At 39.2% G+C, this 13,357-nt stretch carries 13 protein-coding genes; 10 read left to right on the forward strand and 3 right to left on the reverse strand.

Annotated elements, in window-relative coordinates; all coding sequences use genetic code 11:
- The first annotated feature begins 65 nt into the window (after window positions 1–65).
- The 3 genes from tatA to tatC are packed head-to-tail and all read left to right on the forward strand — an operon-like array spanning window position 66 to window position 1,643.
- Window positions 66–335 carry a Sec-independent protein translocase subunit TatA gene (gene tatA, locus JEP36_RS07930; RefSeq protein ID WP_151434098.1) on the forward strand — a complete coding sequence of 90 codons (270 nt, stop codon included), beginning with the start codon at window positions 66–68 and terminating at the stop codon, window positions 333–335.
- Between the two features lie 3 nt (window positions 336–338).
- A complete protein-coding gene (gene tatB, locus JEP36_RS07935; protein ID WP_109372599.1) occupies window positions 339–854 on the forward strand; it encodes a Sec-independent protein translocase protein TatB in 516 nt (171 codons plus the stop codon).
- A gap of 3 nt (window positions 855–857) precedes the next feature.
- On the forward strand, window positions 858–1,643 hold the full coding sequence (tatC, locus tag JEP36_RS07940; RefSeq protein ID WP_198620176.1) for a Sec-independent protein translocase subunit TatC: 786 nt from the start codon (window positions 858–860) through the stop codon (window positions 1,641–1,643).
- A 62-nt stretch (window positions 1,644–1,705) separates the two neighbouring features.
- Here the strand turns inward: tatC and rfaH are convergent, their stop codons facing one another.
- Window positions 1,706–2,206, reverse strand: coding sequence for a transcription/translation regulatory transformer protein RfaH (gene rfaH / locus JEP36_RS07945; RefSeq protein ID WP_198620175.1), 501 nt, complete (start codon window positions 2,204–2,206; stop codon window positions 1,706–1,708).
- Between the two features lie 290 nt (window positions 2,207–2,496).
- Between rfaH and pepE the strand changes: the two genes are divergently transcribed.
- The 3 genes from pepE to fre all read left to right on the forward strand — a co-directional run bounded on the left by pepE (window position 2,497) and on the right by fre (window position 5,529).
- On the forward strand, window positions 2,497–3,222 hold the full coding sequence (gene pepE / locus JEP36_RS07950) for a dipeptidase PepE (RefSeq protein WP_100158028.1): 726 nt from the start codon (window positions 2,497–2,499) through the stop codon (window positions 3,220–3,222).
- A gap of 120 nt (window positions 3,223–3,342) precedes the next feature.
- Entirely contained in the window at window positions 3,343–4,812 is a 1,470-nt protein-coding gene (gene ubiD / locus JEP36_RS07955; RefSeq protein WP_198620260.1) for a 4-hydroxy-3-polyprenylbenzoate decarboxylase, read from the forward strand.
- A 15-nt stretch (window positions 4,813–4,827) separates the two neighbouring features.
- Window positions 4,828–5,529 (forward strand): NAD(P)H-flavin reductase, encoded by a 702-nt coding sequence (fre, locus tag JEP36_RS07960; protein ID WP_196533469.1) that lies wholly within the window; start codon window positions 4,828–4,830, stop codon window positions 5,527–5,529.
- Window positions 5,530–5,680: 151 nt separating this feature from the next.
- Here fre and fadA read toward each other — a convergent pair whose 3' ends face one another.
- Complete coding sequence (gene fadA / locus JEP36_RS07965; RefSeq protein ID WP_198630053.1) at window positions 5,681–6,844, reverse strand: acetyl-CoA C-acyltransferase FadA; 1,164 nt, start codon at window positions 6,842–6,844, stop codon at window positions 5,681–5,683.
- Window positions 6,845–6,855: 11 nt separating this feature from the next.
- On the reverse strand, window positions 6,856–9,036 hold the full coding sequence (gene fadB / locus JEP36_RS07970; RefSeq protein ID WP_198630054.1) for a fatty acid oxidation complex subunit alpha FadB: 2,181 nt from the start codon (window positions 9,034–9,036) through the stop codon (window positions 6,856–6,858).
- Window positions 9,037–9,303: 267 nt separating this feature from the next.
- On the opposite strand from fadB, the gene pepQ reads away from it, so the two are divergent.
- From pepQ to hemG, 4 genes are read left to right on the forward strand one after another with little or no spacing between them, the layout of a single operon-like run.
- Window positions 9,304–10,638 carry a Xaa-Pro dipeptidase gene (gene pepQ, locus JEP36_RS07975; protein WP_198630055.1) on the forward strand — a complete coding sequence of 445 codons (1,335 nt, stop codon included), beginning with the start codon at window positions 9,304–9,306 and terminating at the stop codon, window positions 10,636–10,638.
- Window positions 10,638–11,258 carry an IMPACT family protein gene (locus tag JEP36_RS07980; RefSeq protein ID WP_100158033.1) on the forward strand — a complete coding sequence of 207 codons (621 nt, stop codon included), beginning with the start codon at window positions 10,638–10,640 and terminating at the stop codon, window positions 11,256–11,258. Before pepQ ends, JEP36_RS07980 begins: the two co-directional genes overlap by 1 nt.
- A gap of 25 nt (window positions 11,259–11,283) precedes the next feature.
- Complete coding sequence (trkH, locus tag JEP36_RS07985; protein ID WP_036914641.1) at window positions 11,284–12,735, forward strand: Trk system potassium transporter TrkH; 1,452 nt, start codon at window positions 11,284–11,286, stop codon at window positions 12,733–12,735.
- A gap of 20 nt (window positions 12,736–12,755) precedes the next feature.
- Window positions 12,756–13,286 (forward strand): menaquinone-dependent protoporphyrinogen IX dehydrogenase, encoded by a 531-nt coding sequence (hemG, locus tag JEP36_RS07990; RefSeq protein WP_198620171.1) that lies wholly within the window; start codon window positions 12,756–12,758, stop codon window positions 13,284–13,286.
- Window positions 13,287–13,357: the final 71 nt, after the last annotated feature.

Below are 13,357 nucleotides of genomic sequence, written 5' to 3' on the forward strand. Positions count from 1 at the left end.
GAATTCGTTGTATATAATGGGCACTGTTATTAAGTATAACCCCGAAAATAGTTGAGGAACATAAAATGGGCGGTATTAGCATTTGGCAATTACTCATCATCGCTGTCATCGTTGTCTTATTATTTGGTACAAATAAACTGCGCACATTAGGCTCAGATTTAGGCGCATCAGTAAAAGGCTTTAAAAAAGCGATTGGTGACGAAACTGCAGATAAAGACACCAGCAACGCTGAAAAAACAAATAATGACGCAGATTTTGATACTAAAAATTTAGCGCAGAAGACTTCAACAGAAGAGAAGTCTACAACTGAGAGCAAAAACAAAGAGCAGGTGTAAACCGTGTTTGACATTGGTTTTAGTCAGCTGCTATTGGTCATGGTGATTGGTCTTGTTTTTCTGGGGCCAGAACGTTTGCCCGTAGCAGTAAAAACAATTGCTGGCTGGGTAAGGGCGCTACGCTCTTTGGCTGCGAATGTGCAAAATGAACTGACTCAAGAACTAAAACTTCAAGAACTCCAAGAGAGCTTGAAAAAAGTTGAAGAGAAAGCGAATTTGCAAACGTTATCGCCAGAGCTGAAAGCGTCTATGGATGAGTTAAAAGAGGCTGCACAGTCTTTAAAACAAACTTATCATGCACCTACAACGCCAGACTCCACGAAAGAGCAGTCTGTAAAAACCGACTCTACGGAACCTTCACCTTCTGATTTAGCTGCACTTGCTGAAGCTGATGAAGTTAATGATGATGCTAATCGCCATAAACCTGTGGCAGAAAGTGTTACAAAGACAGAAGTTCCTGTTACTCAACCAGTAACAATAGAGAAAAAAACAACTGATCAGGTCAATGGTGAGCATTAAAACATGGCAGTAAATGATACCCAACCGCTGATCAGCCATTTAATAGAACTTCGTAAGCGTTTGATGTATAGCTTAGTCTCAGTTCTAGTGGTTTTTTTAGCGCTGGTTTATTTTTCTAACGATATCTATCAATTAGTCTCGGCTCCATTACTCGATAAGTTGCCAAAAGGGTCAAATATGAGTGCGACGGATGTTGCCTCTACCTTTTTGACTCCGATTAAATTGACAATCATGGTATCCATTTTTGCTTCTGTACCTATTATTCTTTATCAGGTATGGGCTTTTATCGCACCAGCATTGTATAAACACGAACGCCGCTTAATGCTGCCATTACTTGTTTCAAGTACGGTATTATTCTATCTCGGTATGGCGTTTGCTTATTTTGTTGTGTTCCCTCTCGCGTTTGGCTTCTTTGTTAATACAACCCCTGAAGGGGTTAACTTTATTCCAGATATCAGTAAATATCTAAGTTTCGTAATGACGTTATTTATGGCGTTTGGAGCAGCTTTTGAAGTACCGATTGCGATTATTTTACTGTGTTGGAGTGGTGTAACGACACCTGAAGCATTAAAGAAAAAACGCCCTTATATTCTTGTAGGTGCCTTTGTCGTTGGTATGATCTTGACACCACCAGATGTTTTCTCTCAAACCTTACTCGCAATACCTATGTACTTACTGTTTGAAATCGGTGTCATGGTATCGCGCTTTTATGTAGGTAAGGGAAGAAGAACAGATGAAGAAGGAGCTGAGGAAGCAGAGGCCGAAACTGAAGCAGAACAGCAAAAATAATTTTAGAACCGATTTTCTAAAATCATATGATATTAGCCCAGCAATTGCTGGGTTAAATTTTTCTAGAGCAACTCTTTTTTAAACTCTTTATTTCCCACAGATTTTTTCACTTCACTATTTAATATATTTAAAAGCAAAATCGAACGGGCTTCACCATCAGGCTCTTGATATATGGCTTTGATCCCTTGAAAAATCCCCTCTGTTATTAATACGCTATCGCCACTGTGAGGTACATTTTCTTCGCTATAAGTGAGAGAAGAAAGCTGAGGGATTTGCAGTGTATCAATCACATCTTGAGGAACAGTGACAGGATATTGCCCAAAGCGAACAAATGAGTTTACTCCACGCGTTGAGTTAATGGTCGTGGTATGGATCACTTCAGGATCGAACTCTATAAAAAGATAATTAGGGAAAAGCGGTTCTGTTACGGTAGTGCGCTTTCCTCTTAGTACTTTTTCTATGGTTACCATAGGTGTAAAACAACCCACTTGCTGACGTTCTAAGTGTTCGATAGCACGAGGAATTTGTCCTCGTTTGCAATACAGCAAATGCCAGTTTTTCATAATAGAGACAATAGGTTAGTTAAATTTAATTTAAGTGATAATAGCAAATTTATCATTAAGGTAACAGTCATCTATCGGGGGATTAAATAAAAAATAGGTTAACGTGGTTTTATACTGAAAAAAGAACAGAAAAGCTGTGTTTATTCGCAATAAAAAGGCTTGTTTTTGTTACTTTCACTTGGATCTCGGATAGAGGTAACAAGTTAATAAAAAAGTGATGGTAAAAATAAGAAAAAGCTCTCAAGATAATTATCTTAGAATTTTGTTCATAATTATAAAGAGGTTCTGTAATGGAAGTTTTTTTATTAAGTAACGGAAAAATTGCCGGGGATCCACGTTGGTTAAGTTATGCAAAAGATAATATTGATAGCATGATTAAAAAACGCGGTATTCGTTCTGCTGTATTAATTGCTTATGCCGTTATTCGTTCCGATCATGATCAACGAGCTCGTGATTTATCAGAAGTGTTAGGTATTGAAGTTACTTGTATTGAACATTTTGATTCAGAAGTTGATGCAATCAACAATGCAGAATGTATTTTAGTCAGTGGTGGCAATACTTGGTTATTAAACCAAATGCTGCATGAGAAAGGATTAGTTGTTCCAATCCAACGCGCCGTACGTGAGCGTAATATTCCGTATATTGGTTGGAGCGCAGGTTGTAACGTCGCGACACCAACAATTCGTACCACTAATGATATGCCTGTACGTTCCTCTGTTATTATGCCTTCATTAGGCCTATTCCCTGTTCAAATTAACCCACATTACATTGATGCTTCTATCAGTGGTCATATGGGTGAAACTCGTGATGAGCGTATTGCAGAGTTTTGTGCAATTAACCCTGAAGAGATTGTTGTGGCTATCCGTGAAGGAAGTTACTTATATATTCAAGGTGAAGAATTACGTTATTACAGCGCTAAAAATGAAGGTTTTAAAATCTTCCAACATGGAAAAACATTCCCTGAACAGTTTGATACTAAGTTACTTTCAGAGTGGGTTCCATTCCGCTGTTTATAAGTATAGTGAACGCTATTAAATAAAAAGCATTGCATTTTAGTGAGTTATGCGTTTAGCTTATAGCGTCTCAAAGAGGGCATTGGCCCTCTTTTCTTTCACTCACTGGCTCGTAAGATTATGATGAAATACCGCGATTTAAGAGATTTCCTTTCATTATTAGAAGAAAAAGGTGAATTAAAACGTATCGCCTATGAAATAGATCCCTACCTTGAAATGACCGAAATAGCGGACAGAACTTTACGTGCCGGTGGGCCAGCGCTGTTGTTTGAAAATCCTAAAGGGTATGATATGCCCGTGCTTTGTAACTTATTTGGTACACCAGAGCGTGTGGCAATGGGGATGGGGCAAGATGATGTTAAAGCCTTACACGAAGTTGGAAAGCTATTGGCTTTTCTAAAAGAGCCTGATCCTCCGAAAGGTTTTCGTGATCTCTTTGATAAGTTACCTAAGTTTAAACAAGTTTTAAATATGCCAACAAAACGCTTGAGTAAAGCGCCTTGTCAGGAAGTGGTTTTAACAGGTGATGATGTCGATCTCACAAAAATTCCTGTTATGCATTGTTGGCCTGAAGATGCGGCACCTTTGATTACTTGGGGATTAACGGTGACTCGTGGCCCATTGAAAGAGCGCCAAAATCTCGGTATTTATCGCCAGCAGGTGCTGGGTAAAAATAAAGTGATTATGCGCTGGTTATCGCATCGTGGTGGTGCGTTAGATTTTCAAGAGTGGTGTCAAAAACATCCCGGTGAGCGATTCCCTGTTTCCGTAGCATTAGGGGCAGATCCTGCGACTATTTTAGGTGCAGTAACACCTGTACCAGATACCTTATCTGAATATGCATTCGCGGGTTTATTACGGGGCAATAAATCAGAAGTTGTAAAATGTCTTTCAAATGATCTTGAAGTCCCTGCAAGTGCTGAAATTATCCTTGAAGGTTACATTGAACCAGGCGAATTAGCCCCAGAAGGGCCATATGGTGATCACACAGGATATTATAATGAGATTGACTCTTTCCCTGTGTTTACCATTACGCATTTAACGCGCCGTAAAGATGCAATTTATCATTCAACCTATACAGGTCGTCCACCTGATGAACCCGCAGTATTAGGTGTTGCGTTGAATGAAGTGCTTGTTCCGATATTACAAAAACAGTTTCCTGAAATTGTCGATTTTTATCTACCTCCTGAAGGATGTTCTTACCGTTTAGCCGTTGTGACAATGAAGAAACAGTATGCGGGTCATGCTAAACGCGTAATGATGGGAGTTTGGTCTTACTTACGGCAATTTATGTACACCAAATTTGTGATTGTTTGCGATGATGATGTTAATGCAAGAGATTGGAAAGATGTGATTTGGGCAATTACGACCAGAATGGATCCTGCAAGAGATACCATTATGATGGAAAATACGCCTATTGATTATCTCGACTTCGCTTCACCTGTTTCAGGATTGGGATCAAAAATGGGTCTTGATGCGACGAACAAATGGCCGGGTGAGACAGATAGAGAATGGGGTAGGCCTATTGTGATGTCTGATGAAGTTAAGCAACGAGTCGATACTATTTGGGAACAGCTCGATATTCTTAAATAAGAACAGAGGAACAACATGGCAATATTGAATTGTAAAGTCTCACTTGTTGAGCCGATGACAGATACGGTTTATCGGGTAAGGCTATTACCTGATGGCGAATTTGATTTTCAGGCTGGACAATATCTTTTAGCTGTTATGGATGAGCGTGATAAACGTCCTTTTTCTATTGCATCTATACCTGAAAATAAAGACTTTATTGAACTTCATATTGGTGCGTCTGAACTCAATCTTTATGCGATGGCAGTGCTTGATGTGATATTAGAAAAACAGCAGCTTACCATTGATATTCCTCATGGGAATGCGTGGTTTCAAAAAGAGAGTCAACGTCCATTACTATTGATTGCTGGCGGTACAGGATTCTCTTATACCCATTCAATTCTATTGGCCGCGTTAGCTGAAAATCCTCAACGACCTATTACAATTTATTGGGGGGGAAGAGAAAGCGTTCATCTCTATGATCTCAATGAATTACAAGAATTATCAGAATTGCATCCATCGTTATCCGTTATTCCAGTTGTTGAACAGCCTGATGAGACTTGGCGTGGCCGCAAAGGTACGGTATTAACGGCAATAAGCGAAGATTTTGGTGATTTATCAGAATATGATATTTACATCGCAGGGCGTTTTGAAATGGCGAAAATAGCCAGAGATCGCTTTTGTAATGAGCGTAATGCAGATAAAACTCGCTTATTTAGCGATGCCTTTGAATTTATCTGATAAAACGATAGTACCCCGTTATTTGTTATTATTTTCGTTTTTAAAACCATAAAAAAACCCGCCCCTGACGGCGGGAAAATGGTTTCTAACCATGCAATCGAAAAGAATACGTTCCCCTAACGATCAGAGCGTGGATATACAGAATATCGTATTAAACACGTTCTATAATCGTTGCAATACCTTGTCCTAATCCAATACACATTGTGGCTAAGCCAAATTGTGCATCTTTACGCTCCATAATATTTAATAATGAAGTGGTTATTCGAGAGCCTGAACATCCTAAAGGATGCCCTAAGGCAATTGCTCCGCCATTTAAATTAATCTTGTCATCTATGCTATCGAGCAGATTCATTTTCTTCATACATGCTAATGACTGTGCGGCAAATGCTTCATTTAGCTCAAAAATATCAATATCACCTAATGTTAATCCTGCTTTTTTCAACGCGATTTCTGTTGCAGGAACAGGGCCATAACCCATAATTGCAGGATCACATCCTGTCACTGCCATAGAACGAATAATGGCACGAGGCTTTAAATTATGCTCTTTAGCATAACGTTCACTGGTGATAAACATGGCGGATGCACCATCAGAAACTGCGGATGAATTGCCTGCTGTAACAGAGCCCGTAGCAGGATCAAACACAGGTTTAAGCTGGGCTAATTCATCAAGGCTTGGGTTATAACGAATAACTTCATCATTTTTGACATTAATAAAATTACCTGTTGCATCATGACCATTAATCGCAATTATCTCATTATCAAAATAGCCTTGTTGCGTTGCAAGAGCCGCTAAATGATGAGAACGGTAAGCGAATTTATCTTGTTCTTCGCGTGAAATTTGGAATGATTTAGCCAGCATCTCTGCCGTTAATCCCATTGAAAATGAGGCTTTAGCGACAGAAAGATTAAGTGATGGATTAAAATCTGCATTATAAGTCATTGGTACGTGACCCATATGTTCAACACCGCCAATTAATGCTACTTGACTATCACCCAGCATAATTTGGCGTGCACCATCATGTAATGCTTGCATTGATGAACCACATAACCGATTAACTGTAACTGCCGGAACCTTGTGTGGAAGTTCAGCCAATAACGCCGCATTACGAGCAATATTAAAACCTTGCTCTAAAGTTTGTTGTACACAGCCCCAAATCACATCACCAATATCATTAGGATTAATATTCGGATTGCGTGTTAGTAGTGCTTGCATCAATTGTGCAGAGAGATTTTCCGCTCTGATATGGCGAAATGCACCACCTTTTGAGCGTCCCATTGGAGTACGAATACCATCAATTATGACAACCTTTTCCATTTCATATCTCCTTAAGCGAGTTCTCTGATGTTAACATCTACTTTTGCGGGCTTTGGATAATAGGTTTCGTTGCGTTGCGCTTTCTGTTTTAAGCTTTCAGGAATTTGATAAAGAGATCCTAATGAGGCGTATTGCTGTGCATCTGCAACAAATTGCGCTAATCCGATGGTATCAAGATAACGGAAGACACCTCCTCGGAAAGGAGGGAAGCCTAAGCCATAAACTAATGCAATATCAGCTTCTGCTGGTGAAGCAATAATACCTTCATCTAAACAACGGATAACTTCATTGATCATTGGGATCATCATGCGAGCGATAATTACATCTTGGCTAAACTCTTGTGTTTTGCCAGCATTTTGCTGAATAAGCGTTTGAATTTGACCATCAACAGATTTCTGCTTTTTACCCCGTTTATCAACTGTGTAATTATAGAAACCATGATTATTTTTCTGACCATATCGCTGTTGCTCATATAAAAGAGCAATAGCATCTCGTTCAATTGTACCCATTCTGTCAGGGAAACCCTGAGCCATTACGGCTTGAGCATGATTTGCCGTATCAATGCCTACAACATCAAGTAGGTACGCCGGTCCCATAGGCCAGCCAAATACTTTTTCCATCACTTTATCTACAGCAAGAAAATCAGCACCATCTCTTAGTAATAGAGAGAACCCAGCAAAATAAGGAAAGAGGACACGGTTTACAAAGAAACCAGGGCAATCATTAACGATAATTGGTGTTTTACCCATTTTACTGGCGTAACTGACAATACGGTTAATCGTCTCTTCACTGGTTTTTTCACCTTTTATGATTTCAACCAGTGGCATTCGATGAACTGGGTTAAAGAAGTGCATCCCACAGAAATTTTCAGGGCGCTTTAAGGATTTTGCGAGCAGGGAAATAGGGATCGTAGAGGTATTTGACGCAAGTACCGCGTGATCGGCTAATAGTGCTTCTGTTTCTGCGAGTACAGTTGCTTTTACTTTGGGATTTTCAACAACGGCTTCAACCACAACATCCGCATCACTGACAGAAACATAATTCAATGTAGGTTGAATAGAGGCGAGCGTTTTTGCCATATCTACGGCACTCATTCGACCTTTTTCTTGGCGTTTTTGTAATAGGCTTAACGCTTCATTCATACCAAGCTCAAGGGATTTTTGGTTAATATCTTTCATTACAACGGGAATACCTTTTAAGGCAGATTGGTAGGATATTCCACCGCCCATTATCCCAGCGCCTAAGACCGCCGCTTGTTTAGGTAATTCAGCATGACGTTTTTTCGTGATATTTTTGACATACTGATCATTAAGGAAAATACCGACTAAGGCTTTTGCAACATCAGTACGTGTGAGTTTGACAAAATTTTCAGTTTCGATAGCCAGTGCTTCATCTCTATTTAGAAATGCCGCTTTTTCAATAGTTCTTACTGCCGTGATCGGTGCTGGATAGTGAGGGCCTACTACTTTCATCACCATACCTTTAGCCACACTGAAAGACATTTTATGTTCAAGCTCTGTCAGTCTTAATGGTGCTATTTTTGGATGACGTGCAGCTTTCCAATCAATTTTGCCTTCAATTGCTTGCTCGATTAGCGAAATAGCACTTTCTTTTAAATTTTCTAGAGGGACAATTGCTTGGATTAATCCATTTTTAAGTGCAGTTTGGGCATCAACATCTTTACCAGCAGTAATAATTTCTAATGCGTTATCGACACCAATCAAACGAGGAAGGCGTACTGAACCGCCAAAGCCCGGCATGATCCCAAGTTTTGTTTCTGGTAAACCGATACGTAAATCAGGAGAAGCAATACGAAAATCAGTAGCAAGTACGCACTCGCAACCACCGCCAAGGGCATAGCCATTGATAGCAGAAACGGTAGGAACAGGTAGGTCTTCAAGTCGACTAAAAATCTGATTAGAGAAGTGTAGCCACTGAGTTAATTCTTCTTCAGGGGCATCAAAAAGGGATAAAAACTCGGTAATATCAGCACCGACAATAAAAGCCGGTTTTTCGGAACGCAAGATAACACCTTTCAGGCCTGGTGTTGCTTCTAATACGGTTAAAGCTTCACTTAGCATTGCAACCGTTTTGGTATCTAATTTGTTAATAGAACCTTTGGCGTTAAAAATGAGTTCAACAATACCTTGTTTCACCCAATCGGCTTGAATATTTTCGCTTTGATAGAGCATTTGTATTCTCCCTAAATGTATAGACTGGTATGACCAGATAATAAGAGTGTGAATACTATGTTAAATAAATGCAAATATTTGATTAAAAAACTGCAAGGGTGATCACAGTGAAATTATTCAACTTATTGAATTCTATGTTGTTGCTCAGTTTGATAAAACGAGGGGAGATAAATCGGTAATAATCTATTTTTGTTATGGGGTTAGCCACTCAAAGAGTTGGCGTGTTAAGCTGAATCATTAACAATGAATAAGATAAGGTAATTAATAATGGAAAAATTGCTCTCTCTGTACCAAGAACATATCAAAACTCTACAAAATCGTACTCGTGATGCTTTATCCAGACACCATCTTGATTCGGTATTAATTCATTCTGGTGAACCTATCCGTGTTTTCCTTGATGACAGTGATTACCCTTTTAAAGTGAATGCTCATTTTAAAGCATGGGTGCCTGTAACAGATGTACCACATTGTTGGTTATTAGCGGATGGTGTTAATAAACCTAAATTATGGTTCTATTCCCCAGTTGACTATTGGCACAGTGTTGAAGCTTTACCAAGTAGCTATTGGACTCATGAAGTTGAGTTAATTCATCTTAAAAATGTTGATGATATTCAGAAAGAGCTAGCACCTTATATTAATAAAAATACCGCTTATATTGGTCCAAATATACAGCGAGCAGAATCATTAGGTGTGAGTATTGGTAATATCAACAATCAATCTCTTCTTAATTATTATCATTATTACCGCGCCTATAAAACAGGTTATGAATTAGCTTGTATGCGTGAAGCACAAAAAATGGCCGTCAACGGACATATTGCCGCTCATGAAGCTTTTCAAGCTGGATTAAGTGAGTTTGATATTAATATGGCGTATTTAATGGCTACGGGTCATCGTGATACCGATGTTCCTTACGGCAATATTGTCGCATTAAATGAACACGCCGCTGTTTTGCACTACACCAAATTAGATCATGAATCACCAGATGAATATCGTAGTTTCCTTATTGATGCCGGTGCAGAGTATAATGGCTACGCAGCAGATATCACTCGTACTTATAGCGCAAAAGAAAATCATGAATTTACTTCATTAGTTAAAGATATGAATGATGCGCAACAAGCGCTGATTGCAACGATGAAAGCGGGTGTGCGTTATACTGAATACCATGTTCAAATGCATCGACGTATTGCTGGGCTACTTAATAAATACGGTATTGTTAAAGGTGTGAGTGAAGAAGAGATGGTGAGTGCTGGATTAACTACACCATTTTTACCTCATGGCTTAGGGCATGCTTTAGGTCTGCAAGTTCATGATGCAGCTGGATTTATGCAAGATGATAAAGGAACCCACTTAGCGGCTCCTGCAATGTATCCATTCTTACGTTGTACACGTATTGTTGAACCAGGCATGGTATTAACAATTGAACCTGGATTTTACTTTATCGACTCTCTGCTAGAGCCTTGGAAAGAAGGAAAATACAGTACTCATTTCAATTGGAAGCTTATTGAGCATTTCAAACCATTTGGTGGTATTCGTATTGAAGATAATATTATTATCCACGATAACAAAATTGAAAATATGACTAGAGACTTACACTTAGCCTGATGAAAGCGTATTTGATCCCCGCTGAAACCGTAGAATTCAGTGAAGAAATAAAGAAGAGTCGTTTTATTACATTTATTGCTCACACTGAAGGTATTGATGCAGCAAAAGCGTATATCCAGTCTATCAAAGAACAATTTCCTGATGCCCGGCACCACTGTTGGGCTTTTGTTGCAGGAAGACCCGATGACTCACAACAATTAGGTTTTTCTGATGATGGTGAGCCAACAGGTACTGCGGGAAAACCTATTCTTGCACCTCTTTTAGGGAGTGGAATGGGAGAAGTTACTGCAGTGGTTGTTCGGTATTTCGGTGGGATCAAATTAGGAACTGGTGGGTTAGTTAGAGCTTATGGCAGTGGTGTTCAACAAGCATTAAAGCTTTTGCCAACAAAAACGAAAGTGCCACAGTTGCGTTTTAGTGTAGCGTGTGAATATTCACTGGTTTCATTACTTGAACAAGTTGTTGAACAATATCAGGGGCAAGTACTTTCAAGTGAATATACTGATAAAGTCACTTTTATACTTTCATTGCCTGCCGTGCATAGCGGTGAAGTTGAAGTTAAACTACGTGATATAAGTCGTGGCAGTATGCAATTAATCCCGTTAGATAAAAATGAATAATCTTTGCTACCAAGGAAATCGCTAAATGCATTTTCGTTCAATAACCCGTATTGTCGGACTGCTTGTTATCTTATTTTCTGTCACGATGATCATTCCTGGTATTGTTGCATTAATATATCGAGATGGTGCAGGGCGTGCATTTAGCCAAACATTTATTGTAGCCTTGATCATTGGGTTAATGCTGTGGATCCCCAATCGACATAAAAAAAGTGAGCTTAAGCCTAAAGAAGGCTTTCTTATTGTTGTCTTATTTTGGACGGTACTGGGTAGTGTAGGGGCATTGCCGTTTATCTTTTCTGAGCAACCTCATCTTTCTATTACTGATGCCTTTTTTGAATCTTTCTCTGGACTGACTACAACAGGAGCCACAACGCTTGTAGGGCTAGATTCATTACCTAAAGCTATTCTGTTTTATCGCCAAATGCTCCAATGGTTAGGAGGAATGGGGATCATCGTATTAGCTGTCGCTATTCTCCCTCTTTTAGGTGTTGGGGGAATGCAGTTATATCGCGCAGAAATGCCAGGTCCATTGAAAGATAACAAAATGCGACCTCGAATTGCAGAAACAGCGAAAGCACTTTGGCTTATCTATGTCTTATTAACGATCATTTGTGCCTTAGCATTATGGATTGCGGGCATGGATGTGTTTGATGCTATTTCTCATAGCTTTTCAACTATTGCAATTGGTGGGTTTTCTACTCACGATGCCAGTATTGGTTATTTTAATAGCCCAACCATTAACATCATTATTGGTGTATTTCTTCTGATTTCTGGTTGTAACTTTGGTTTGCACTTTGCCGTACTAACGGGAAGAAGCTTAAATATTTATTGGCGTGATCCTGAATTTCGTATGTTTATCTCAATTCAATTGGGATTAGTCATTATCTGTAGCGGTATTCTATGGCTTTATTCTGTATACGACACAGGATGGATAACCATAAACCAGGCTTTTTTCCAAGTTGTCTCTATGGCGACAACTGCGGGATTTGCCACGGATAGCTTTGCACAATGGCCTGCATTTTTGCCTCTTCTATTATTATGCTCGGCGTTTATTGGTGGCTGTGCAGGATCAACGGGTGGGGGATTGAAAGTCATTCGTATCTTGCTTTTATTCCTACAAGGGAATCGTGAATTAAAACGTCTTGTTCACCCAAATGCGGTTTATACCATCAAACTTGGTCACCGAGCATTACCCGAACGTATTATTGAAGCTGTGTGGGGATTTTTCTCCGCTTATGCGCTGGTCTTTATTATTAGCTTAATGTTGTTGATAGCAACAGGCGTTGATGAATTTTCTGCATTTTCTGCTATTGCCACTACATTAAATAATCTTGGTCCTGGATTAGGGATTGTCGCCGATAACTTCACGACAATGAATCCAGCTGCAAAATGGATATTGGTCGTGACAATGTTATTTGGGCGACTAGAAGTTTTCACTCTATTGGTTTTATTTACCCCAACGTTTTGGCGTGATTAACCTAATACAAGGAGTAATGTATGAGCGCGCTATTGTTGTATTGTAGTACTGATGGTCAAACTAAAAAAATAATGACACAAATCGCGAATGAATTAAGACAACACGGTCATGAATGTGATGTGAGAGATTTAACCTCTGTTCAGCAGAGTTTAAATTTATCTGCTTATAATAAAGTCTTAGTGGGCGCTTCGATTCGTTATGGTTACTTTAATAAAGCGCTCGATAAATTTATCACTCGTCATCTTGCACAATTGAATAGTATGCCGTCCGCATTCTTTGGCGTTAATCTTACGGCAAGAAAAGCAGAAAAGAATACACCCGAGACGAATGCTTATATGCGTAAGTTTTTAGATAAGACTCCATGGAAACCAACGTTAACGGGTGTCTTTGCTGGCGCACTTTTTTATCCTCGTTATAAATGGATTGATAGAGTTATGATCCAATTAATTATGAAGATGACTAAAGGTGAAACGGATCCTACAAAAGAAATTGAATATACTGATTGGAATAAAGTAAGCGAATTTGCGGCGCATTTTGCTAAAATTGAGTGATATTTAATCTTTACTGTGGGGTTTTTATACGTCTTGTTGGAGTTTTGAACGAACAGTAAATTATTTTAAAA

Origin of the sequence: Proteus sp. PR00208 (assembly GCF_016238545.1) — a bacterium.
GTDB lineage: Bacteria > Pseudomonadota > Gammaproteobacteria > Enterobacterales > Enterobacteriaceae > Proteus.

Excerpts from the sequence above, each read along its gene's own strand:
- tatC (WP_198620176.1), top strand. The coding sequence starts at position 858 with ATGGCAGTAAATGATACCCAACCGCTGATCAGCCATTTAATAGAACTT.
- pepQ (WP_198630055.1), top strand. The coding sequence starts at position 9,304 with ATGGAAAAATTGCTCTCTCTGTACCAAGAACATATCAAAACTCTACAA.
- fadA (WP_198630053.1), bottom strand. The coding sequence starts at position 6,844 with ATGGAAAAGGTTGTCATAATTGATGGTATTCGTACTCCAATGGGACGC.
- hemG (WP_198620171.1), top strand. The coding sequence starts at position 12,756 with ATGAGCGCGCTATTGTTGTATTGTAGTACTGATGGTCAAACTAAAAAA.
- ubiD (WP_198620260.1), top strand. The coding sequence starts at position 3,343 with ATGAAATACCGCGATTTAAGAGATTTCCTTTCATTATTAGAAGAAAAA.
- trkH (WP_036914641.1), top strand. The coding sequence starts at position 11,284 with ATGCATTTTCGTTCAATAACCCGTATTGTCGGACTGCTTGTTATCTTA.
- tatA (WP_151434098.1), top strand. The coding sequence starts at position 66 with ATGGGCGGTATTAGCATTTGGCAATTACTCATCATCGCTGTCATCGTT.
- rfaH (WP_198620175.1), bottom strand. The coding sequence starts at position 2,206 with ATGAAAAACTGGCATTTGCTGTATTGCAAACGAGGACAAATTCCTCGT.
- fre (WP_196533469.1), top strand. The coding sequence starts at position 4,828 with ATGGCAATATTGAATTGTAAAGTCTCACTTGTTGAGCCGATGACAGAT.
- JEP36_RS07980 (WP_100158033.1), top strand. The coding sequence starts at position 10,638 with ATGAAAGCGTATTTGATCCCCGCTGAAACCGTAGAATTCAGTGAAGAA.
- fadB (WP_198630054.1), bottom strand. The coding sequence starts at position 9,036 with ATGCTCTATCAAAGCGAAAATATTCAAGCCGATTGGGTGAAACAAGGT.
- pepE (WP_100158028.1), top strand. The coding sequence starts at position 2,497 with ATGGAAGTTTTTTTATTAAGTAACGGAAAAATTGCCGGGGATCCACGT.